At 69.5% G+C, this 26,016-nt stretch carries 1 protein-coding gene (running past both ends of the window); it reads right to left on the bottom strand.

The whole window is internal to a non-ribosomal peptide synthase/polyketide synthase gene (locus K8O92_12605; protein ID UAK34603.1) on the bottom strand: the coding sequence, 44,070 nt in all, runs 5,444 nt past the left edge and 12,610 nt past the right edge, and what appears here is coding positions 12,611–38,626 (codon 4,204, partial, through codon 12,876, partial); reading right to left, the first codon wholly in view occupies nucleotides 26,012–26,014. Both codon boundaries (start and stop) fall beyond the window edges.

Genomic DNA, 26,016 nt, shown 5'->3' with positions numbered 1-26,016 from the left:
CCACCTGTTCCAGATCCAGATGCGCGCCGCGCTGCAACAGGTCCGGCAGCAGGCCGGTGGTCATGACGTCCTTGCCCTGCACGTGCGTGAGCAGATGGTGCTCCGCCGCGTCCAGCAGGGGCAGGTCGCCGATCGGGGTCTCGCGGTCGGCGGTGATCGCGGTGAGCAGCCTGGTGAAGCGCTCGGCGAACACGTGCACCGTCTCCTCGTCGAACAGGTCGCGAGCGAACGAGAACTCCGCGTACATGCCCGTGCCGTCGGGGTTCTCCCCAGCCTCGCGCATGGTCAGCGACAAATCGAACTTGGCGGTGTCGACATCGAACTCGACCGCGCCCACGTGCAATCCGGGCAGTTCGAAGCTGCTCTCGGGCAGGTTCTCGAACGACAGCGCCACCTGGAACAGCGGGTGCCGCGCGGTGGAGCGCTCCGGGTTGAGCAATTCCACCAGCCGCTCGAAGGGCAGGTCCGCGTGCGCGAAGGCCTGGAGGTCGGTTTCCTTGGTCCGGGCGAGGAACTGCTCGAACGTCAGGTTGCCGTCCACGTGCGAGCGCAGCACCAGCGTGTTGACGAACATACCGATCATGTCGTCGAGCTCGGCTTCGCCGCGGCCCGCGATGGGGGTGCCGACCGCGATGTCGTCGGTACCGGACATGCGCGCCAGGAACAGCGCCAGCGCGGCGTGCACGACCATGAACAGCGTCGCGTTCTGCTCCCTGGCGATCGCGGTCAGGTTCCGATGCAGCTCGTCGGAGATCGGGAACAGCACGCGCCCGCCTGCGAACGACTGCGTCGTCGGACGCGGACGGTCGGCGGGCAGGTTCAGCTCGTCGGGCAGCCCGGCCAAGGTGGTGCGCCAGTAATCGGCCTGCTGCGAGATCAGGCTCTCCGGGTCGGCCTCGGAGCCGAGCACCTCGCGCTGCCAGAGGCTGAAGTCGGCGTACTGCACCGGCAGTGGCGCCCAGCCCGGTTCCACGCCGGCCGAACGGGCCGCGTAGGCGAGCATCACGTCGCGGGTCAGCGGGCTCATGGACCAGCCGTCCGCGCTGATGTGATGCGCGACGAACACGAGCACGTATTCGGTTTCGCTGACGCGGAACAGCTTGGCCCGCAACGGAACTTCGGTCGTCACGTCGAATCCGGCCGAGATCACCTCGATGATCCGGTGACGGATGTCCTCGGGCGCGACCGCTTCCGGCGTCAGATCCGGCACGGCCCGTTCGGCGGGCACGATCACCTGGTACGCCGTGCCGTTCTGTTCGGGGTAGATGGTGCGCAGCGTCTCGTGCCTGCCGATGACGTCCCCGACCGCCGATTGCAGCGCCTCGACATCCAGCTCGCCGGTCAGCCGCACGGCCACCGGGATGTTGTTCACCGCCGAGGCGGTGTCGAATTGGTTGAGGAACCACATGCGCTGCTGGGCCAGCGACAACGGAATCCGCTCCGGACGCGGGCCCGCGACCAGCTCGCGACGGCCACCAGCACCCGCGTGCTGCTCGACCTTCGCCGCCAATCCAGCCACAGTCGAAGCCTCGAACAGCACCCGCACCGGAACACGCGCATCCAGCGCCGCGCCGATACGCGCCGCGACCTGCGTCGCCAACAACGAGTTACCACCCAAAGCGAAGAAATCATCATCCGCACCGACACGCTCGACACCCAGCACCTCGGCGAACACCCGCGCCACGATCTCCTCGATCGGCGTCGAGGCCGCACGGAACGCTTGAACCTCGAACTCCGGCTCCGGCAACGCCTTACGATCCAACTTGCCGTTCACATTCAACGGCAAAGCATCCAAAACCACGAACACCGACGGCACCATGTACGACGGCAAACCCGCCGACAGTTCCGACCTCACCCGCGCCACATCCACACCGGCACCGCCATCGGCATCGGCATCGGCATCGCTCGGCACGAGATAGGCCACCAAACGGTCACCGGTCTTCGGATCCGACTTCGCGATCACCACCGCCTGCGCGATTGCAGGCAGCGCCAACAGTGCGGCTTCGATCTCACCCAACTCGATACGGAAACCACGAATCTTCACCTGGAAATCCGTACGACCCCGATACTCGAGCTCACCGTTGCCGTTCCAGGCGACCAAGTCACCCGTGCGATACATCCGCGCTCCAGCCTGGAACGGATTCGCCACAAACCGATCCGCCGACAGATCCGCGCGACCGAAGTACCCGCGCGCCAACTGCGCACCCGCCAAATACAGCTCACCGGAAACACCGTCCGGCACCGGCCGCAAGCGGCCGTCGAGGACGTACACCTGGCTGTTCCACTCCGGCGCACCGATCGACACCGACGTCTCGTCGGCGCGGGTGACCCGGTGGCTGGTGATCGACACCGCCGCCTCGGTCGGACCATACAAGTTGAACAACTCGGTACGCGGGTTCTCCCGCAGGAACCGCTGCGCCACCGAACCCGGCAACGCCTCACCGATCGCCAACACCCGCCACAACGAATCCGGCAAACCAGCGCTCAGCAACGCATCCAGCATCGACGGCACCACATGCAACGTGGTCACCCACTCACGCGCCATCAACTCGTTCAAATACGCCGGATCCCGATGACCATCCGGTGAAGCGATCACCAAACGGCCACCACACACCGCCGCCGACCAGAACTCCCACACCGACAAGTCGAACGTCGCCGCCGTCTTCAGCAGGATCGCATCAGCGGCGTCCAGGCCGAATTCGACGTTCTTCCACTGCAACTGGTTCGCGATCGCACCATGCGAAACAGCCACACCCTTCGGACGACCCGTCGAACCGGAGGTGAAGATCACATACGCCGTGTTCTCCGGACGCAACGACCCCACCCGATCAGCATCCCTCACCGTGGAAGCGTCCACCTCGGACAAATCCAGCTCATCGATCCGCACCACCGGCGCGACATCGGTCTCGAACTCCGCCTCCGCATTCGACAACACACACACCGGAGCCGCCGTCTCCAGAATGTAACTCGTACGCTCGGCAGCCTGATCCGGATCCACCGGCACATACACACCACCGGACTTCGCCACCGCATACATCGCCACAACCAAATCCACCGAACGACGCAACGCCAACGCCACCCGCGACTCCGGACCCACACCCAACGAAACCAAATGCCGCGCAAGACGATTCACCCGAGCATCGAGCGCGCCGTAGGTGATCGACTCGCCGTCCTCGGTGACGAGCGCGACTTCCTTCGGCCCGGCCGCCACGGTCGCGTCCAGCAAGGAGACCAGCGTGGCGGAGGTGTCCACCGCCTGGTCGGTCGCGTTGCGTGCGGTGAGCAGCTGGACCCGCTCGGTGGCGTCGAGCAGTTCGAGGTCGCCGACCGGGGTGCGCGGCGCGGCGACGATCTCGCCGAGCAGGCGGGTGAACCGGTCGACGAAGCCCTGCACCGTCGCGCGATCGAACAAATCGGTCGCGTAGGTGAAGAACCCGGTGATGCCCTCCGGCACCCCTGCGTCGTCGTAGCGGTCGGTCGCGATCAGGTGCAGGTCGAACTGCGACAGCTCGGTGTCGATGTCCAGGCCGGACACGCTCAGGCCGGGCAGCTCCAGCGCGGACTGCGCCAGGTTCTGGAACGACAGACCCACCTGGAACAGCGGGTGGCGTGCGGTCGAACGCACCGGGTTGAGCATCTCGACCAGGCGCTCGAACGGCACGTCGGCGTTGGCGAACGCCTGGATGTCGATCTCGCGCTGGCGGGCCAGCAGATCGGTGAACGCCTCCCCCGTATCGACCCGGGTGCGGAACACCAGGGTGTTGACGAACATGCCGATCAGGTCGTCGAGCGCGGCTTCGCCACGACCCGCCATCGGCGTGCCGATCGCGATGTCGTCGGTGCCGGACAACCGGGCCAGCAGCACCGCCAGCGCGGTGTGCACGACCATGAACAGCGTCGCGCCCTCCGCGCGCGCCAGCTCGATCAGCGCCTGATGGGTCTGCGCGTCCACGCCCAGCTCGACCTTGCCGCCCGCGAAGGACTGCACCGCCGGACGCGGCCGGTCCGAGGGCAGGTCCAGCTGGTCGGGCAGGTCGGCCAGCGCCTGCTTCCAGTAGGCGACCTGCTCGGCGGCCAGCGATTGCGGATCGTCCTCGTCACCGAGCAGTTCACGCTGCCAGATGCTGTAGTCGGCGTACTGGACCTCCAGCGGCGCCCAGTTCGGCGCCTCGCCCGCCGCCCGCGCGGCGTAGGCGATCATCAGGTCCCTGGTCAGCGGGCCGACCGAGGAGCCGTCACCGGAGATGTGGTGCACGACCATGGCCAGCACGTAGTCCACCGACCCGTCCGGCCCGCTCCGCGCGTCCTCTCCGGCGATCTGGAACAGCGCGACCTTCACCGGCACCTCGGTGGTGACGTCGAAGATCGTCGAGGTCAGCGCCACGACGGCGGACTCGATCTGCGACGGCGCGACCACCCGCACCTCCAGCCGCGGCACGGCCTGGGCGGGCGGCAGGATGACCTGCACGGGGCCCGCCTCGGTCTGCGGGTAGACGGTGCGCAGGATCTCGTGCCTGCTCACCAGGTCGGCGATGGCGGCACGCAACGCGGCCACGTCCAGCGCGCCGGACAGCCGCACCGCGATCGGCACGTTGTAGGCGGCCGACTGGGTGTCGAACCGGTTGAGGAACCACATGCGCTGCTGCGCCAGCGACAGCGGGATGTGCTCCGGCCGCCGGCCCGCGGTCAGCGCGCGACGACCGCCCATGTCGGCGTGCCGCTCCACCCGTACCGCCAGCGCGGCCACCGTGGACGCCTCGAACAGCAGGCGCACCGGCACCCGGGTGTCGAGCGCCTCGCCCAGCCGGGCGGCGACCTGCGTGGCCAGCAGCGAGTTGCCGCCCCAGGCGAAGAAGTCGTCGTCCAGGCCGAGCCGCTTCGATTCGGCGCCCTCGCGATCGGACAGCCGCAGCACCTCGGCGAAGGTGTTCGCCACGATCTGCTCGATCGGAGTGACCGGCGCGCGGAACACCGCCTTCTCGAAGGTGGGCCGCGGCAGCGCCTTGCGGTCCAGCTTGCCGTTGGCGTTGAGCGGCAACGCGTCCAGCTCGATCACCATCGACGGGACCATGTACGACGGCAGCTCGGCCGCCAGCGCGGACTGCAACGCGCGCTTGTCCAGCGTGCCGGTCCGGGGCACCACATAGGCGACCAGCCGGTCACCGATGTTCGGATCGTTGTGCGCGACGACGGCCGCCGCGCTCACCGCGTCCTGCCGCAACAGCGAGGCCTCGATCTCGCCGAGCTCGATGCGGAAACCGCGGATCTTCACCTGGAAGTCGGTGCGCCCCCGGTAGTCCAGCTCGCCGTTGGCGTTCCAGGCCACCAGGTCGCCGGTGCGGTACATCCGCGCTCCGCCTTCACCCCCGGCGAACGGGTCGGCGACGAATCGTTCGGCGGTCAGCTCGGGACGGCCGAAGTAACCGCGCGCCAGCTGCGCGCCGGCCAGGTACAGCTCGCCCGAGACGCCCACCGGCACCGGCCGCAGTCGGGAATCGAGCACGTAGACCCGGCTGTTCCACTCCGGCGCGCCGATCGACACCGACGCCTCGTCGGCATCGGTGACCAGGTGACTGGTGATCGACACCGCCGCCTCGGTCGGACCGTAGAGGTTGTGCAGTTCGGCGGCGTTGTGCCTGCGCAACCGCTGGGCGGTCGCGGCGGGCAGCGCCTCGCCGATGGCCAGCACGCGCCGCAGCGAAGCCGACAGGCTGCCACCGGATTCGGTGAGCAGCGCGTCCAGCATGGAGGGCACCACGTGCAGCGTGGTGACGCCGGTGGCGCGCATCAGCTCGTTCAGGTAGGCCGGGTCGCGGTGTCCGTCGGCGGCCGCGATCACCAGGCGGCCACCGGAAACCGCGGCCGACCAGAATTCCCAGACCGAGAGGTCGAACGTCGCCGCCGTCTTCAGCAGCACCGCGTCCTCGGCGCCCAGTTCGAAGACGGATGTCTCCCACTGCAACTGGTTGACGATCGCGGCGTGCGGGACCGCGACGCCCTTCGGCTGGCCGGTAGAACCGGACGTGAAGATCACGTACGCGGTGTTGGCCGGGGTCAGCGCACCGGTGCGCTCGTCGGCGGTCACCGGATCGGTGGCGTACTCCGCGAGGTCGAGCGCGTCGATCGGCACGACGTCGGCCGCCGCGGTGTGGAAGCCGTCCCGGCCGGTGGTCAGCACGCACACCGGCGCGGCGGTGCCCAGGATGTAGTCGGTCCGCTCGGCGGGCTGGTCCGGATCGATCGGTACGTAGGCAGCGCCGGTCTTGGCGACCGCGTACATCGCGACCACGAGCTCGCTGCTGCGGCGGATCGCCAGCGCGACGCGGTCCTCCGGACCGACGCCGCGGCCGATCAGGTACCGGGCCAGGCGGTTGACCCGCGCGTCCAGCTCGGCGTAGGTCAGCTCCCGGCGACCGGTCGGCTCGTCGGCGACCAGAGCCACAGCCGCCGGCGTCGCGGCCACGGTGGCATCCAGCAGCGACACCAGCGTCGCGGTCGCATCCACCGCGTGGTCGGTGGCGTTCCAGGCGGTGAGGATGCGCTCGCTCTCCTCCGCCGCGAGCAGATCGATCTCGCCGACCCGCACCGTGGCGTCGGCCAGCACGGCGTCGAGCACCCGCAGGAACCGGTCGGCGAAGCCCTGCACCGTGCCCTCGTCGAACAAATCGGTGGCGTAACCGAATTCGGTGATGATCTCGGCGGGCGTGCCGTCCTCGGCGTACCGGTCGTACAACGTGACGTGCAGGTCGGTCTTGGCCAGCTGCGAGTCGAAGTCGACCGCGCTGACGGTGAGCCCGGGCAGCTCGAACGTGGTTTCGGCCAGGTTCTGGAACGACAGGCCCACCTGGAACAGCGGGTTGCGCGCGGTCGAGCGCACCGGGTTGAGCACCTCGACGAGGCGCTCGAACGGCACGTCGGCGTTGGCGAACGCCTCCAGGTCGCGTTCCTTGACGTCGCCGAGCAGATCGGCGAAGCGTTCGGCGGGCCGCACCGGGGTGCGGAACACCAGGGTGTTGACGAACATGCCGATCAGATCGTCGAGTTCGCGTTCGCCGCGACCGGCGATCGGGGTGCCGACGGCGATGTCGTCGGTGCCCGACAGCCGCGAGAGCAACACCGCGAGTGCCGCGTGCACCACCATGAACAGCGACGCGTTGTGCGCGCGCGCCAGCTCGTGCAGGCGGGCGTGCCGCCGCGGGTCGATCTCGAAGCGGATCGCTTTGCCCTGGAACGACTGCGCGGGCGGGCGCGGCCGGTCGGCGGGCAGCTCCAGCTGATCGGGCAGGTCGGCCAGCGCCTGCTTCCAGTACGCCACCTGCTGCGCGGCCAGCGATTCCGGATTGTCCTCCGACCCGAGCACCGCACGCTGCCACAGCGCGTAGTCGGCGTACTGGACCGGCAGCGGCTGCCACTGCGGCGCCTCGCCCTGCACGCGCGCCACGTAGGCGGCCATCACGTCCCGGGCCAGCGGCCCCATCGACGAGCCGTCGGCCGCGACGTGGTGCACGGTGAACGCGAGCACGTGCTCGGCTGTGTCCGATCCCGCGCTACTCCCGCCCGCGACGATACGGAACAAGGCAACCGCCAACGGCACCTCGACGGTGACGTCGAAGGTGGTCAGCGCGAAACCGATGACGGCGCCGAGCAGGTCCTCCTCGGTGATGTCGATCGGGGTGAGCGCCGCCGCGGACCGGGCCGCGGGACGGATCACCTGGTGTGGCCCCTCCGCCGAGCGCGGGTAGGTGGTGCGCAGCACCTCGTGGCGGGCGAACACGTCGCCGATGGCTTGTTCCAGCGCGGGCACGTCGAGCGTGCCGGACAGCCGGACGGCCAGCGGGATGTTGTCCACCGCCGAGGTGGCGGTGTCGAACTGGTTGAGGAACCAGTACCGCTGCTGCGCGGGCGAGAGCGGGATGCGCGCCGGGCGCTCCCCTGCCTCCAGGCGCGGCCGGTCCCGGCCGGATCCGGCGTTGTACTCCACCCGGGCCGCCAGCGCCACCACGGTGGACGCCTCGAACAGGTCGCGCACCGCCAGCTTGGTGTCCAGCGCGGCGCCCAGCCGCGCGGTCACCTGCGTGGCCAGCAGCGAGTTGCCGCCCAGCTCGAAGAAGTCGTCGTCCAAGCCGACCCGCGCGACGCCGAGCACGTCGCCGAAGGTGCCCGCCACGATCTCCTCGATCGGGGTGGACGGCGCCCGGAACACCTTGGCCTCGAACACGGGCGCGGGCAGCGCCTTGCGGTCCAGCTTGCCGGAGGCGTTCAGCGGGAACGCCTCCAGCACGACGAACGCCGAGGGCACCATGTAGGCGGGCAGCTCGCCGCCGAGTTCGGAGCGCACGCCTTCGATGTCCACCGAACGGCCCGCGGTCGCGATGACGTACGCGACCAGCTGATCGCCCAGTCGATCGTCCGAGCGCACCACGACCACGGCCTGGGCGATCGAGTCCAGCGCCGTGAGCGCCGACTCGATCTCGCCGAGCTCAATGCGCAGACCGCGCAGCTTCACCTGGAAGTCGGTGCGACCCAGGTATTCCAGCTCGCCCTTGTCCGTCCAGGACACCAGGTCGCCGGTGCGGTACATCCGCTCGCCCGGCGCACCGTAGGGGTTGGCGACGAACCGATCCGAGGTCAGATCCGGGCGCGCGACGTAGCCGCGGGCCAGTTGCACACCCGCGAGGTACAGCTCACCCGCGACACCCACCGGCACCGGGTGCAGGCGCGAATCCAGCACGTACACCTGCGTGTTGAACACCGGGGCGCCGATCGGCACCGACACCGTGTCGTCCTCGGTCACCTCGTGATAGGTGACGTCGACCGCGGCCTCGGTCGGGCCGTAGAGGTTGTGCAGACGCGCGCCGGTGAGTTCCTGCATTCGCTGCGCGGTGGCGGCGGGCAGCGCCTCACCGGAGGCGAAGACGTTGCGCAGACTGGTGCATTCGTCGGCGCGTTCCTCGGCGGCCGCGTCAGGCCCGGAGGCGGTAGCTCGCGTGACCACGGAGGGCCCCGCGGCCGACGCATCCAGCACAGCGGCCGCGTCAGGCCCGGAGGCGGTAGCTCGCGTGACCACGGAGGGCCCCGCGGCCGACGCATCCAGCACAGCTACGAACACCGACAGCATGGACGGCACGAAGTGCGCCGTGGTGACCTGCTCGTCGGTGATGACCTGCACGAGGTAGGCCGGGTCGCGATGGCCGTCCGGCTTCGCGACCACAAGCCGCGCGCCGACCTGCAACGGCCAGAAGAACTCCCACACCGACACGTCGAACGTGGCGGGAGTCTTCTGCAACACCACGTCGGTGTCGTCCAGGCCGTATTCGTCCTGCATCCACACCAGACGGTTGACGATCGCGGCGTGCGAGACGGCCACGCCCTTCGGGCGGCCGGTCGAACCGGAGGTGAAGATGACGTACGCGGTGTTCGACGGACGCAGCGGCCCGAGGCGATCCGCGTCGGTCAGCGGCTCGTCGGAGTAGCCCGCGAGGGAAACCCGATCGATCTCGATCGCCTGGGTCGACCCCGCGTCGAACTCGTCGTGCGAAGTAGTGAGCACGCACACCGGGTGAGCGGTGTCGAGCACGTAGCGGGTGCGGTCGGCCGGGTGGTCGGGATCCAGCGGCACGTACGCGCCACCGGCGACGCTCACCGCGTACATGCCGACCACCAGATCGATCGAACGGCGCATGCCGAGCGCGACCATCGAGTCCGGGCCGACGCCCAGTGAGATCAGATGGCGTGCGAGGCGGTTGACCCTGGCGGCGAACTCGGCGTAGGACAGACTCGTCCCCTCGAACGTCACCGCGGTCGCGTCCGGTGTCCGCGCGAGCTGCGCGGCGAACATCGATACCAGCGTGGCGGCCGGGTCGACCGGATGCGCGGTGTCGTTCCACCGCTCGAGCACTTCGGTGCGCTCGACGCTGTCGAGCAGCTCGACGTCGCCGACGGCCACCGACGCGTCCGCGGCGATCGCGCTCAGCATCCGCACCAGGCGCTGGGCCACGCCCGCGATGGTGTCGGCGTCGAACATGTCGGTGGCGTAGAGGAACTCGGCGGTCATGCCGTCGGCCGCGCCCGCGGCGTCGAACCGGTCGGCGAGGTTGAGATGCAGGTCGAACTTGGCGGTCACCACGTCCAGCGGCACACCGGCCACTTCCAGGCCGGGCAGCTCGAAGGTGGCCTCACCGGTGTTCTGGAACGACAGCATCACCTGGAACAGCGGATGCCGCGCCTGCGAACGCGCCGGGTTCAGGATCTCCACCAGCCGCTCGAACGGCAGGTCCGCGTGCGCGAACGCCGCGAGATCGCTGTCCTTGGTGCGGGCGAGCAATTCGGTGAACGGTATCGCCGGATCCACCGCGCTGCGCAGCACCAGGGTGTTGACGAACATGCCGATGGCGTCGTCGAGCAGCGCCTCACCACGGCCCGCGACCGCGGTGCCGATGGCGATGTCGTCGCTGCCGGACAGCCGCGCCAGCAGCGCGGCGAACGCCGCGTGCACGACCATGAACAGGCTGGCGCCGTTCGCGCGGGCCAGCGCGTTCAACTCGCGCAGCAGCGGCGCGTCGAGCGAGAACTCGTACACGTCACCGCGATTGGACGCCACAGCCGGGCGCGAGCGGTCCGAGGGCAGATCGAGCTGATCGGGCAGGCCGGCCAGGGTCTGCGACCAGAAGGCCACCTGCTGCGCGATCAGCGACTCCGGATCACTCTCCGAGCCGAGCGTCTCACGCTGCCACAGCGCGTAATCGGCGTACTGCACCTGCAATGGTGCCCAGGCGGGCGCCTCGCCGCGCGAACGCGCCGAGTAGGCCACCATCACGTCGCGCGCCAGCGGACGCACCGACCAGCCGTCGCCGGAGATGTGGTGCACCACGAACACCAGCACGTGGGTGTCGAGCTGCGAGCCGTCCATCGAGCCCGCGATGCGGAACAGCTGGGCGCGCACCGGGACCTCGGCGGTGACGTCGAAGCCGGCCAGCACCAGTTCGCTGATCCGTTCGGAGATCTCGGCCTCGGATACCTCGATGGGGGTGAGGTCGATGTCGCTGTGCCCGGCGGGCAGCACCACCTGCACACCCTGGCCGTCGGCGGTCTCCGGGTAGACGGTGCGCAGCACCTCGTGCCGGTCGACCACGTCGGCGACGGCCTGGCGCAGCGCCTCGGTGTCCAGGGTTCCGGTGAGCCGGACCGCGAGCGGGATGTTGTTCACCGCGGTCTGGTTGTCGAAGCGGTTCAGGAACCACATCCGCTGCTGGGACAGCGACAGCGGGATCTTCGACGGACGCGGGCCCGCGACCAGCTCGCGGCGACGTCCGCTGCCCTGCTGCGTTTCGGCCCGGGCGGCCAGCGCGGCCACGGTCGGCGCCTCGAACAGCACGCGGACCGGGATCCTGGTGTCCAACGCCGCGCCGAGGCGGGCTACCACCTGGGTGGCGATCAGCGAGTTGCCGCCCAGGTCGAAGAAGTCGTCGTCCAAGCCGACGGGGCGTTCGTCCGCACCGGCCGTCAGGCCGAGTACTTCGGCGAAGACCTCGGCGACGATCTGCTCGACCGGGGTCGAGGGAGCACGGAACTCGCGTGCCTCGAACACCGGATCAGGCAACGCACGCCGATCCAACTTGCCGTTCGGGTTCAACGGCATAGCCTCGAGCACCACGATCGCCGCGGGCACCATGTAGGACGGCAGACGCGCGGCCAAGTGCGCACGCAGCGCCTCGACATCCACCGTCGCACCGCCCGCGGGAACCACGTAGCCGACCAGCTGGTCTCCCGTGCGCGCGTCGGAACGCACCACCGCCACCGACTGCGCCACCGATTCGTGGGCGGTCAACGCGGACTCGATCTCACCCAGCTCGATGCGCAAACCACGCAACTTCACCTGGAAATCGGTGCGGCCCAGGTATTCGATAGCACCAGTAGCGTCCCGGGCGACCAGGTCACCCGTGCGGTACATCCGCGCACCGGGCTCCCCGAACGGGTTGGCCACGAAACGATCCGCGGTCAGATCCGCGCGCCCGAAATAACCACGCGCCAGCTGATCACCCGCGAGATACAACTCACCCGCGACGTTCGCCGGCACCGGATGCAGGCGCGCGTCCAGCACGTAGGCCTGCGCATTCCACACCGGCAAACCGATCGGCACCGCACCATCCACCTGCTCGGCCACCCGGCCGTGCGTGGCATGCACAGTGAACTCCGTCGGACCGTACAAGTTGAACAGCGCGGCATCGCTCACCCGCCGGATAGCGACCACCGCATCAGCGGTCAACGCCTCACCGGCGACGAACAAAATCCGCAACGAAGCCAGCGCGTCCGCCTCCGCCGGGTCGATAGAACCCGCGAAAACCGTCAGCATCGACGGCACGAACGAGGTCATCGTCACCCGCTGCGCCGCGATCACCTCAGCCAGATACTGCGGGTCACGATGCCCATCCGGGCTCGCCACCACGATCCGGCCCCCGGTGCTCAGCGGACCGAACAACTCCCACACCGACACATCGAAGGTGGCGGGCGTCTTGAACAGCACGACGTCCTCGACACCGATGCCGTATTCGCCGGTAATCCAACGAATCTGGTTCACAACCGCCGCATGCGGCACCGCCACACCCTTCGGACGGCCGGTAGAACCAGAAGTGAAGATCACATACGCCGGATGCTGCGGACGCAGCGGCGCGATCCGCTCGGCATCGGTGACCGGCGCGTCCGAGTAACCGGACAGGTCCAACTCATCAATGCTCAGCGTGGCGCAGCCCGCCCCGTCGAACCCATCAGCCGCAGTGGTCAGCACGCAGACCGGGTCAGCCGAATCCAGCACATACTGCACACGGTCAGCGGGCTGATCCAAATCCAACGGCACATAACCGCCACCCGCGACATGCACCGCATACGCCGCCACAACCAAATCCACCGACCGGCGCATACCCAAAGCCACCAACGACTCCGGGCCCACACCCGCCTCGATCAAACGACGCGCCAACCGCCGCACACGAGCAGCCAAATCCGCATACGTCAACGACACACCAGTGGCAGGATCCACCACCGCAACCACATCCGGCGTCGCCGCGGCCTGCGCAGCGAACAACTCGACCAACGTCGCCGCCGAACCCACATCACGAGCAGTGTCATTCCAGCCACGCAACGCCTGCACGGTCTCGCCCTCATCCAGCAGAGCGATATCGCCGATGGGCCGGTCCGGCTCGGCGGCGACCGCCTTCAGCAATCGGCCGAACCGCACGCCGAACTCCGCCATGGTGGCCGGGTCGAACAGGTCGGTGGCGTAGATCAGCTCGGCGGTGATGCCCGCCGCCTCGGCGGCGTCGCGTTCGGACAGCACCAGTTGCAGGTCGAACTTGGCGACGTCGATCGGCAGGTCGACACCGCTCACCGTCAGGCCGGGCAGCTCGAGGCTGTTCTGGCCGGTGTTCTGGAATGCCAGCATCACCTGGAACAGCGGGTTGCGCGCCTGCGAACGCGCCGGATTCAGGATCTCCACCAGCCGCTCGAACGGCAGATCCGCGTGTCCGAAGGCCGCGATGTCGGTCGCGCGCACCGAACGCAGCAGTTCGGTGAACGTCGCACCGCTCTGGATCGGGGTCCGCAGCACCAGGGTGTTGACGAACATGCCGATCAGGTCGTCGAGCGCGCGCTCGCCGCGTCCCGCGATCGGGGTGCCGATCGCGATGTCGTCCTCGCCGGACAGGCGCGACAGCAGCACCGCCAGCGCGGTATGCGCGACCATGAACAGCGTCGCGCCCCTGGTGCGGGCGAGTTCGGTGAGCTGGGCGTGGGTCTCGGCGTCGATCTCGAAGACGTGCGTCGCGCCGCGTCCGGAGGCGACGGCGGGTCGAGGCCGGTCGGCGGGCAGGTCCAGTTGCTCGGGCAGCCCGCGCAGCGTGTCCGACCAGAACGAGATCTGCTCGGAGATCACCGATTTCGGGTCGCCCTCGGCGCCGAGCACCTGGCGCTGCCACAGCGCGAAGTCCGCGTACTGGACCTCGAGCGGACGCCAGGCGGGCTCGCCGCCGTCGACGCGGGCGCCGTAGGCGGTCATCACGTCGCGGGTCAGCGGGCCCATGGAGAAGCCGTCGGCCGAGATGTGGTGCACCACCAGGGCGAGCACGTGCTCGGTGGGGCTGATTTCGAACAGCCGGGCGCGGAAGGGCACCTCGGCGGTGACGTCGAAGGCCGTGCCGATCAGCCGCGCGAGTTGCTCGGGCAGTTCGGTTTCGGTGACGTCGATCGGCGTCAGATCCGGGATCACGTTGGCGGTGGCCACGGTCTGCTGGTAGGCGGTGCCGTCCACCTCGGGGTAGAACGTGCGCAGTGACTCGTGCCTGGCCAGCACGTCGGCGACGGCGATCTGCAACGCCTGCCGGTCGAGCAGGCCCGACAGCCGCACCGCGGCAGGGATGTTGTCCACCGCCGAGTCGGGGTCGAATCGGTTGAGGAACCACATGCGCTGCTGGGCCAGCGACAGCGGGACCAGCTCGGGCCGCTGCTGCGGCACCAGCGCCGCTCGGCCGCCCGCGCCCGCCCTGGTCTCCGCGCGCGCCGCGAGAGCGACCACGGTGGAGGCCTCGAACAGCTCGCGCACGCCGAGGTCGGTGTCCAGCGCGGCAGACAGCCGGGCGGCGACCTGGGTGGCGGACAGTGAGTTGCCGCCGAGAGCGAAGAAGTCGTCGTCCAGGCCGACCCGCTCCAGGCCGAGCACGTCGGCGAAGGTGGCGGCGACGATCTCCTCGACCGGCGTGGTCGGGGCGCGGAACACCGCGGCCTCGAACACCGGGGCGGGCAGCGCCTTGCGGTCCAGTTTGCCGGAGGCGTTCAGCGGGAACGCCTCGAGCACGAGCACGACCGAGGGCACCATGTACGCGGGCAGTTGCCGCGCCAGGTCCTCGCGGACCAGGTCGGTGTCCAGGGCAGCGTCCGGCGCGGGGATGACGTAGGCGACGAGCTGGTCGCCCGCGTGCGCGTCGGAGCGCACGACCACGACGGCTTGGGCGACTTCGTCCAGACCCGTCAGCGCCGACTCGATCTCACCCAACTCGATACGCAGACCACGCAACTTCACTTGGAAGTCGGTGCGGCCGAGGTATTCCAGCTCACCGTGCTCGGTCCACGCCACGAGATCGCCCGTGCGGTACATCCGCGCACCGGGCTCCCCGAACGGGTTGGCCACGAAACGATCGCTGGTCAGGTCCGGTCGCGCGACGTAACCACGCGCGAGCTGGATACCGGCGAGATAGAGCTCTCCCGCGACACCCACCGGCACCGGGCGCAACCGCCCATCCAGCACCAACACCTGTGTGTTGAACACCGGAGCGCCGATCGGCACCGTCTCGGTGTCGGCGTCCACGACTTCGTGGAAGGTGACGTCGACCGCGGCCTCGGTCGGACCGTAGAGATTGTGCAGGGCAGCGCCGGTCAGCTCGCGCATCCGATGCGCGGGCTTGGGCGGCAACGCCTCACCCGAAGCGAACACCAAGCGCAGCGAACCACACTGTGCCGCAGCGGCATCCGCGACGAACACAGCCAGCATCGACGGCACGAAGTGCGTGACGCTCACCCGCTCCGCGCTGATGACCTCGGCGAGGTAGGCCGGGTCGCGGTGCCCCTCGGGCTTCGCGACGACCAGGCGAGCGCCGATCTGCAACGGCCAGAAGAACTCCCACACCGACACGTCGAACGTCGCGGGCGTCTTCTGCAACACCACGTCATCGGCGGTCAGCTGATAGGCGGTCTGCATCCAGACGAGGCGGTTGACGATCGCCGCGTGCGAGACGGCGACACCCTTCGGACGACCCGTCGAACCCGATGTGAAGATCACATACGCGGTGTTCGACGGACGCAGCGGAGCACGACGATCGGCGTCGGTCACCGGGGCCTCCGACAGACCCTTCAGATCGAGGAGGTCGATACGCACCTGCGCGGTGTCGATGTCCAGGTCGCTGCCGGAGGTGAGCACACACACCGGATCGGCCGTGCCGAGGATGTATTCGGTGCGCTCGGCCGGGTGATCCGGGTCCAGCGGCACATACGAGCCACCGGCCACGGCGACGGCGTACATACCGACCACCAGATCGATAGACCGCCGCATACCCAGCGCCACATACGATTCCGCGCCCACGCCGCGCGCGATCAGCCAGCGCGCCAGCTGGTTCACCCGCCAGGAGAACTCGGCGTAGGACAGACTTGTCCCCTCGAACGTGATGGCGGTCGCGTCGGGGGTGCGTTCGACCTGGTCGTAGAACATCGACACCAGGGTCGCGGGAGCCGAGCGACCCGACAACGCCGCGTCCACATCGAAATCGGTGTCGTTCCAGCCGCGCAATACGAGTTCCCGCTCGGCGCTGTCGAGCAGCTCGATGTCGCCGACCACCGCGTCGGGCGACGCGGTGATCGCGGTGAGCATCCGGATCAGGCGGTCGGCGATGCGGCGCACCGTCGTCTCGTCGAACAGGTCACGTAGGTAGCCCGCGCGCACCCGCAGCCGCGAATCCAGCTGCGCGATCAGCGTCAGCGGGTAGTGCGTGGCGTCGGCCGCGTCCAGGCCGATCACCGCCATGCCGTCGATGTCCGCGGCCTGCGCCTGCAAGCCCGCGGCGTCGACCGGGAAGGACTCGAACACCACCAGCGTGTCGAACAGTCCGCCGATGCCCGCGACCGCCTGGATGTCGGCCAGACCCACGTAGTGGTGGTCGAGCAGATCGGCCTGCTCGCCCTGGGTGCGCACCAGCAGGTCACGCACCGACTCCGACGGATCGAAGCGCACCCGCACCGGCACGGTGTTGATGAACAGGCCGACCATCGACTCCACGCCGGACAGCTGCGGGGGCCGCCCGGAGACGGTGGTGCCGAACAGCACGTCGTCGCGGCTGGTCATGCGGCCGACGAGCATGCCCCACGCGGTCTGCAGCACGGTGTTGGGGGTGACGCCGAGCGAGGCGGCCAGCGCGGTCAGACGCGCGGTGGTCGCTTCGTCCAGGTCGAAGAAGTACTCACCGGCCAGCGAGGTGATCTCGCGAGCGGCGTCCGGCCGCGCGAGCAGGGTCGGCTCGCCGACGCCGCGCAGCGCGTGCGCCCACGCCGCCAGCGACGCCGCGTGGTCCTGCTGCCGGGTCCACTCCAGGAAGTGCCGGTAGGAGCGCACCGCGGGCAGCGCGGAGGTGTCGGCGTGGGCGGCGTAGAGCACCAGCAGATCCCGCATGAGCAGCGGCATGGACCAGCCGTCGAGCAGGATGTGGTGGTTGGCCACCACGAACTGCCAGCGGTCGGGCGCGACTCGGATCAGGGTGAAGCGGATCAGCGGCGGCGCGGTCAGGTCGAACCGCTGCATGCGGTCGGCCTCGATCAGGTCGTCCGCCGAACCCGACTCGGTTCGGTCGTGCTCGGCCCACGCCACCCGGACGCTGTCGAGCACGATCTGCACCGGGTTGCCGTCGATGTCGGTGACGAACGCGGTGCGCAGGTTCTCGTAGCGGCCCACCAATGCCTGTGCGGCCGCACGCAACCGGGCCGCGTCCACCCGGCCGGTGAGCGTCAGCACCGCCTGCGCGGTGTACACGTCCACCGAACTCGCGGCCAGTCGGGCGTGGAACAGCAGACCGGCTTGCAGCGCCGACAGCGGCCAGACGTCGGCCAGCGCCGGGAAGCGCCGCTCCCAGGCGTCGATGTCGCGCTGGGTGATCCCCCGCGCCACACCACCTCTGGGGCTGCGCATCAGCGCGAAGTCCGACGGGGTGTGCCCACCCGCGCCGGTCGAATTGGCGTGGCGGGCCACCGCTTCCAGCGCCGCGGTCCACAGCTCACCGAATTCGCGCACGTCGGCGGCGGACAGCAGCGTCGTCGGGTAGCCGATGTTCGCGGTCAACTTGTCGCCGACCACGATCGCGTTCACGTCCAGCGGCGCCATGGCGGGCATGTCGGCGTCGTAGGCGCCGCCCAGCGCGCCGAGTTCCGGCGCGGGGATCCAGCCGAAGCCGCGCAGCGACTCCGGCACGTCGCCTTCGGAGATGCGCCCGAGGTAGTTGAAGCTCACCTGGCCGGGCAGTTCGCGCGGCAGCTCGGCCGCGGTCTCGGCATTCAGGTAACGCAGCAGGCCGTAGCCGAGACCCTTGTCCGGCACGGAGAGCAACTGCTCCTTGACCGCCTTGACGGCCGCTCCGAGCGCGGGTCCGCCGGTGAACGCGGCGTCGATGTCGATGCCGGACAGGTCGAACCGGACCGGGTAGATCGAGGTGAACCAGCCGACGGTGCGCGACAGATCCGCACCCGGCACCACGTCTTCCTCGCGGCCGTGACCCTCCAGTCGGATCAGCAGCGAATCCTCGCCCCTGGCGGCCACCCGCCGCGCCCGCCACTTCGCGATGGCCAGCGCCAGCGCGGTGAGCAGGCCGTCGTTCACGCCGCCGTGGTACAGCGCCGGGACCGTGGTGAGCAGGGCCTTGGTGACTTCGGCGGACACCTCGACCTGAACCTTGGCGATGACGCCGGAGGTGTCGATCTCCGGATCCATCGGACGCTCGGTCAGCAGCGGATCGGCCGCGGCGACCACCGACCGCCAGTAGTCGAGCTCGGCCACCCGCTCGGGGCCGGCCGCCGCGCGCTCCAGCGCGTGCGCCCAGGCGCGCATCGAGGTGGCCGGGGCGACCAACTCGGGGGTCTGCCCCGCGATGCGCTGGCCCCAGGCCGTCACGAAGTCCGGCACCAGGATGCGCCAAGAGACGCCGTCCACCACCAGGTGGTGGGCGGCGACGATCAGGCGTCCGGCGCGCTCGGCGGAATCGGGTTCCAGCCAGACGAACCGGATGACCACGCCCGCCGCGGGATCGAGCCGGTCCAACGACTCGTCCAGTGCGGCCGAGGCGATCTCGACCAATTCGTCGGCGGTGGCGTTCGCGGCGAACTCGGTGCGGTCGATCAGCCCGTCCACATCCACCGTGCCCGGCGCGGCGGTCTCGACGATCCAATCGTCACCGTCCCGGCGCAGGCTCGCGCGCAGCATGTCGTGCCGGTCGATGACCGCCCCGACCGTCGCGGCGATGCCCTCCCGGTCGATGCCGACCGGCAGTTCCAGCGCCAGCGTCTGGTTGAAGCGGCCGAACGAGCCGCGCCGCTCGGCCATGAAGCGCACCACCGGCGTCAACGGCATGACGCCGATGCCGCCGCCCGGCGGCTCGGCCAGCGTCATGGCCGACGCCTCGGCCGCCTCGGTGGTTTCGGCGACGGCGGCCAAGCCGGCCACCGTGCGCTGCTCGAAGACGTGTCGCGGGGTGAACACCACGCCGCGCGCCTTGGCTCGCGACACCAACTGGATGGAGACGATGCTGTCGCCGCCGAGGGCGAAGAACGAGTCGTCCAAGCCGACTCGCTCCACGCCGAGTACTTCGGCGAAGACCTCGGCGACGATCTGCTCGACCGGGGTCGAGGGAGCACGGAACTCGCGTGCCTCGAACACCGGATCAGGCAACGCACGCCGATCCAACTTGCCGTTCGGGTTCAACGGCATAGCCTCGAGCACCACGATCGCCGCGGGCACCATGTAGGACGGCAGACGCGCGGCCAAGTGCGCACGCAGCGCCTCGACATCCACCGTCGCACCGCCCGCGGGAACCACGTAGCCGACCAGCTGGTCTCCCGTGCGCGCGTCGGAACGCACCACCGCCACCGACTGCGCCACCGATTCGTGGGCGGTCAACGCGGACTCGATCTCACCCAGCTCGATGCGCAAACCACGCAACTTCACCTGGAAATCGGTGCGGCCCAGGTATTCGATAGCACCAGTAGCGTCCCGGGCGACCAGGTCACCCGTGCGGTACATCCGCGCACCGGGCTCCCCGAACGGGTTGGCCACGAAACGATCCGCGGTCAGATCCGCGCGCCCGAAATAACCACGCGCCAGCTGATCACCCGCGAGATACAACTCACCCGCGACGTTCGCCGGCACCGGATGCAGGCGCGCGTCCAGCACGTAGGCCTGCGCATTCCACACCGGCAAACCGATCGGCACCGCACCATCCACCTGCTCGGCCACCCGGCCGTGCGTGGCATGCACAGTGAACTCCGTCGGACCGTACAAGTTGAACAGCGCGGCATCGCTCACCCGCCGGATAGCGACCACCGCATCAGCGGTCAACGCCTCACCGGCGACGAACAAAATCCGCAACGAAGCCAGCGCGTCCGCCTCCGCCGGGTCGATAGAACCCGCGAAAACCGTCAGCATCGACGGCACGAACGAGGTCATCGTCACCCGCTGCGCCGCGATCACCTCAGCCAGATACTGCGGGTCACGATGCCCATCCGGGCTCGCCACCACGATCCGGCCCCCGGTGCTCAGCGGACCGAACAACTCCCACACCGACACATCGAAGGTGGCGGGCGTCTTGAACAGCACGACGTCCTCGACACCGATGCCGTATTCGCCGGTAATCCAACGAATCTGGTTCACAACCGCCGCATGCGGCACCGCCACACCCTTCGGACGGCCGGTAGAACCAGAAGTGAAGATCACATACGCCGGATGCTGCGGACGCAGCGGCGCGATCCGCTCGGCATCGGTGACCGGCGCGTCCGAGTAACCGGACAGGTCCAACTCATCAATGCTCAGCGTGGCGCAGCCCGCCCCGTCGAACCCATCAGCCGCAGTGGTCAGCACGCAGACCGGGTCAGCCGAATCCAGCACATACTGCACACGGTCAGCGGGCTGATCCAAATCCAACGGCACATAACCGCCACCCGCGACATGCACCGCATACGCCGCCACAACCAAATCCACCGACCGGCGCATACCCAAAGCCACCAACGACTCCGGGCCCACACCCGCCTCGATCAAACGACGCGCCAACCGCCGCACACGAGCAGCCAAATCCGCATACGTCAACGACACACCAGTGGCAGGATCCACCACCGCCACCACATCCGGCGTCGCCGCGGCCTGCGCAGCGAACAACTCGACCAACGTCGCCGCCGAACCCACATCACGAGCAGTGTCATTCCAGCCACGCAACGCCTGCACGGTCTCGCCCTCATCCAGCAGAGCGATATCACCAACAGGACCATCCGGCTCCGCCACGACGGCCGCGAGCACGCGTTCCCAGCGGTCCACGATGCCCGCCGCGGTCGACTCGTCGAACAGGTCGGTGGCGTAGGTGAGCGTCAGAGCCATGGCGCCGGAACCTGCTTCACCCCGCTCGGCGAGGGTGAACTGCAGGTCGAAGCGCGCGACGTTCTCGTCCAGATCCAGCGCGGACACCGACAGGCCGGGCAGTTCCAGGGTGGTGCGCTCCAGGTTCTGGAATGCCAGCATCACCTGGAACAGCGGGTGGCGGGCCTGCGAGCGCTCCGGCGCGAGCAGTTCCACCAACCGCTCGAACGGCACGTCGGCGTTGCCGTAGGCGTCCAGGTCGGTGCGGCGCACCCGGTCGAGCAGATCGGCGAAGCGGTCACCAGCGTCCACTTCGGCCCGCAGCACCAGGGTGTTGACGAACATGCCGACCAGGTCGTCGAGCGCGGCCTCGCCGCGGCCCGCGATCGGGGTGCCGACCGCGACGTCGTCGCTGCCGGACAGGCGCGACAGCAGCACCGCCAGCGCGCCGTGCATCACCATGAACAGCGACGCACCGCGCTGCCGCGCGAGTTCCTCCAGTGCGGCGACCAGGTCGCCGGACAGCTCGCGATGCAGCGTCGCGCCACGGTAGGAGGCGACGGCCGGACGCGGGCGGTCGGTGGGCAGGGTCAGCTCGTCGGGAACGCCGTCGAGCGCGCGCCGCCAGTACGCGACCTGCTTCGCCAGCAGCGAGTCGGGATCGTCCTCGGAGCCGAGGATCTCGCGCTGCCACACCGCGAAGTCGGCGTACTGCACCGCCAGCGGCGCCCAGCCGGGAGCGCTGCCGGTGCTGCGCGCGGTGTAGGCGGCCATCACGTCGCGGGTCAGCGGGCTCATCGAGAACCCGTCGGCCGCGATGTGGTGCACCACCACGACGAGCACGTGCTCCTCCGGCCCGGCCGTGTACAGCCGGGTGCGCAGCGGAACCTCTTCGGCCACATCGAATCCGGTGGTGACGAACTCGGTCACCGCCTCGACCAGCCGCGCCGGGTCCACCGCCACGGGATGCAGATCCAGGACGATGTCCTCGGCGGGCACGATCACCTGGACCGGGGTGCCGCCGTGCTCGGGGTAGCGGGTGCGCAGTGACTCGTGCCTGCGCACCACATCGGCCAGCGCCAACCGCAGCGCCTCGACGTCCAGCGCGCCGGTGAGCCGTATGGCAATCGGCACGTTGTAGGCCGCCGACGCGGTGTCGTACTTGTTCAGGAACCACATGCGCTGCTGCGCGAACGACAGCGGCACCAGCTCGTCGGCCGCGCGCTCACGCGCGACCAGGCGGGCGCGCGCCGCGCCGTCGGCGTGCGATTCCACCCGCGCGGCGAGCGCTTCCACGGTGGAGGCCTCGAACAGAGTGCGCACCGCGACGGTCGTACCGAGCGCGGCGCCGATGCGGGCGACCACCCTGGTCGCGACCAGCGAGTTGCCGCCGAGGTCGAAGAAGTCGTCGTCCACGCCGACCCGCTCCAGGCCGAGCACGTCGGCGAACACCGCTGCCACGGTTTCCTGCACCGGGGTCACCGGCGCGCGGAAGGCGCGCGACTGCGCCGTCGGGGCGGGCAGCGCACGGCGGTCCAGCTTCCCGTTGACGGTCAACGGGATCCATTCCAACCGCACCACGGCCGAAGGCACCATGTAGGCGGGCAGTTGCTCGGCGGCGCCGTCGCGGACCGCGTCGAGCGCCGGCTCGACGCCCGGCTCGGACACCACGTAGGCGACGATCCGCTGATCGCCGGGCTGGTCCTCGCGCACGATGACCGCGGCCTGGGCGATGCCGGGCTGGGCGAGGATCGCGGATTCGATCTCGCCGAGTTCGATGCGGAAGCCGCGCACCTTCACCTGGTCGTCGGCGCGGCCGAGGTATTCCAGCTCGCCGAAGCGGTTCCAGCGCGCGAGGTCACCGGAGCGATACAGGCGCCCGCCCGGCGCGTCGCCCATCGGATCGGCGACGAAGCGGGTGGCCGACAGATCGGGACGGCCGAGATAGCCACGAGCCAATTGCCGGCCCGCCACGTACATCTCCCCCGCGACGCCGACCGGCACCGGGCGCAGCCTGTTGTCGAGCACATACACCCGCAGACCGGCGATCGCGCGGCCGACCACGCTGCCGGAGGCCGCGGCGATGGTCGCGGCGTCCAGAGCGCGGTAGGACACGTGCACCGTGGTCTCGGTGATGCCGTACATGTTGACCAGCAGCGGCCCGTCCCCGGACGTCGCGCCGGTGCCGTCGCCGTGGCGCGCCACCCAATCCGAGAGCCTGCGCAGCTCCAGCGCCTCACCGCCGAACACCACGTAGCGCAGCGCCAGCGGCGCGACATCGGGCGCGGCGTTCCGGTCGGCTTCGGCCAGTTGGTAGAACGCCGACGGGGTCTGGTTGAGCACCGTGACGCGTTCGGCACGCAGCAGTTCCAGGAACTGCTCCGGCGAGCGCGAGGTGTAGTAGTCGACCACGACGAGGGTGCCGCCGAACAGCAGCGGGCCCCACAGTTCCCACACCGAGAAGTCGAAGGCGTAGCTGTGGAACAACGTCCACACATCGTCGGGACCGAAACCGAAGTCGCGGTCGGTATTCGCGAACAACCGCACCACGTTGCGGTGCGCGACCGCGACGCCCTTCGGGCGGCCGGTCGAGCCGGAGGTGTAGATCACATACGCGACATTGTCCGGCGTGAGCGCGGCGTTGCGGTCGGCATTCGTAATCGGGGCGTCGTCGGCGTCCTCGACATTGCCGGCCTCCACCGCGAACCCGTCCAGCACGACAGCGGGCAGCCCAGCGGGCACCTCGACCTGCACCGTGGAGTCGAGCACCACACTCGTGGGCCGGGAATCGGCGAGCACGTAGGCGATGCGCTCAGCCGGATAGGTCGGGTCCACCGGCACATAACCCGCACCGGTCTTCACCACAGCCAGCAACGCGACGACGAGGTCCAGCGACCGCGGCAAAATCACCGCGACCAGCCTCTCCGGTCCCGCACCGTCACTGATCAACCTGCGCGCCAGTACATTCGCGCGCCGATCCAACTCGGCATAGCTCAGCGTCTCCACGCCGAAACGGGCCGCGACCCGATTCGGGTGCGCGGCAACAGCCGCGTCGAACAACCCGACCAGCGTGACGTCCGGATCGGCGAACACACCCGCGACGCTCTCGGCCCCGGAGGACACCCAGCGCTGCGACACATCCAGCCGCTCGCCCTCGCCGAGCAGATCGATGTCACCGATAGCAACCTGCGGATCGTCAGCAACCTCACACAGAACGCGCACAAAACGATCAGCGAACGCAGCCACCGTCTCCGAATCGAACAGCTCGGTCGCGTAGTTCCACGACAGCGCCAAGCCGCCCTCGGCGGACTCGCCGACGGTGAGCTGCACGTCGAACTTCGCGGTGCCCGGGTCGAATTCGACGGCGGCGACTTCGAGGCCGCCGGGCAGCGCGACCGTGCCGAGCTCGGCCGCCGAAGCGGCCTCGAAGGTCAGCGCGATCTGGAAGAGCGGGTGGTGCGCCTGCGAGCGGGCCGGGCTGAGCACATCGACCAGCCGCTCGAACGGCACGTCGGCGTTGGCGAAGGCGGCCAGATCGGTACGGCGCACCTGGTCGAGCAACTCACCGAAGGCGACGGCCGGATCGACTTCGCTGCGCAGCACCAGCGTGTTGACGAACATGCCGACGACATCGTCGAGCGCGCGTTCGCCACGGCCCGCGATCGGCGTGCCGATCGCGACATCGGTGCTGCCCGACAGTCGGCCCGCCCACACGGCCAGCGCTGCGTGCACGACCATGAACAGCGTCACGCCGCGGGCGCGCGCCAGCTCCGACAGCGCCTCGTGCACTTGCGCGTCGACCGAGAAGTCGTACGTGCCACCGGCATTGGAGGCGATCTCGGGCCGGGGCCGGTCGGCGGGCAGCTCGGTCTGGTCGGGCAGGTCGCGCAGTTGCTCGGTCCAGTAGGCGATCTGCCGGGCCGCGACGGAGTCCGCGTCGTCCTCGGCGCCGAGCACGTCACGCTGCCACAGCGCGTAGTCGGCGTACTGCACCTTCAGCGGGGCCCAGGACGGGACCTCGCCGCGTGCGCGCTCGGTGTAGGCCAGCACGACATCGCGCAGCAACGGCCGCAGTGAGAAGCCGTCGGCGCTGATGTGGTGCATGACCAGCACCGCCACGTGGTCGGTCGGCGACAGCGCGAGCAGGCTCGCCCGGAACGGGATCTCGGCGGTGACGTCGAACCCGACACCGACCAGCTCCAGGATCCGCGCGGGCAGCTCCTCGGCCGCGACGGATTCGGCGACCAGGTCGAAGGCGACCTCACCCACCGGCAGGACACGCTGGTAACCGGTGCCCTCCACCTCGGGGTAGATCGTGCGCAGCGCCTCGTGCCGCGCGAGCACGTCGCCGATGGCCGCGCCGAGCGCGGCGACGTCCAGCTCACCGGTCAGCCGCAGGGCCACCGGGATGTTGTTCACCGCGGTGCGGTTGTCGAACCGGTTGAGGAACCACATCCGTTGCTGGGCGAGCGAGAGCGGCACCAGCTCGGGACGCTCCTGCGCGACCAGGGGCGTCCGTCCGCCCTGTCCGGCGGCCGATTCCACCTTCGCCGCCAGCGCGACCACGGTGGACGCCTCGAACAGCGTGCGCACCGGGACCTGACTGTTCAGGGCCTCGCCCAGCCGTGCGGCCACCTGAGTGGCGACCAGCGAGTTACCGCCCAGCTCGAAGAAGTCGTCGTCCAGGCCGACCCGCTCCACACCGAGCACCTCGGCGAAGGTCTGGGCCACGATCTCCTGCACCGGCGTCGCGGGTGCGCGGAACACCTTGGCCTCGAAGACCGGTTCCGGCAGCGCCTTGCGGTCCAGCTTGCCGGAGGCGTTCAGCGGGAATTCGTCCAGCACCACGTAGGCGGCGGGCACCATGTACCCGGGCA

The organism is Nocardia asteroides (genome assembly GCA_019930625.1).
Lineage (GTDB): Bacteria > Actinomycetota > Actinomycetes > Mycobacteriales > Mycobacteriaceae > Nocardia > Nocardia sputi.
The sequence above is the reverse complement of the archived record's forward strand: the minus strand, read 5'-3'. Positions and strand labels throughout refer to the sequence as shown.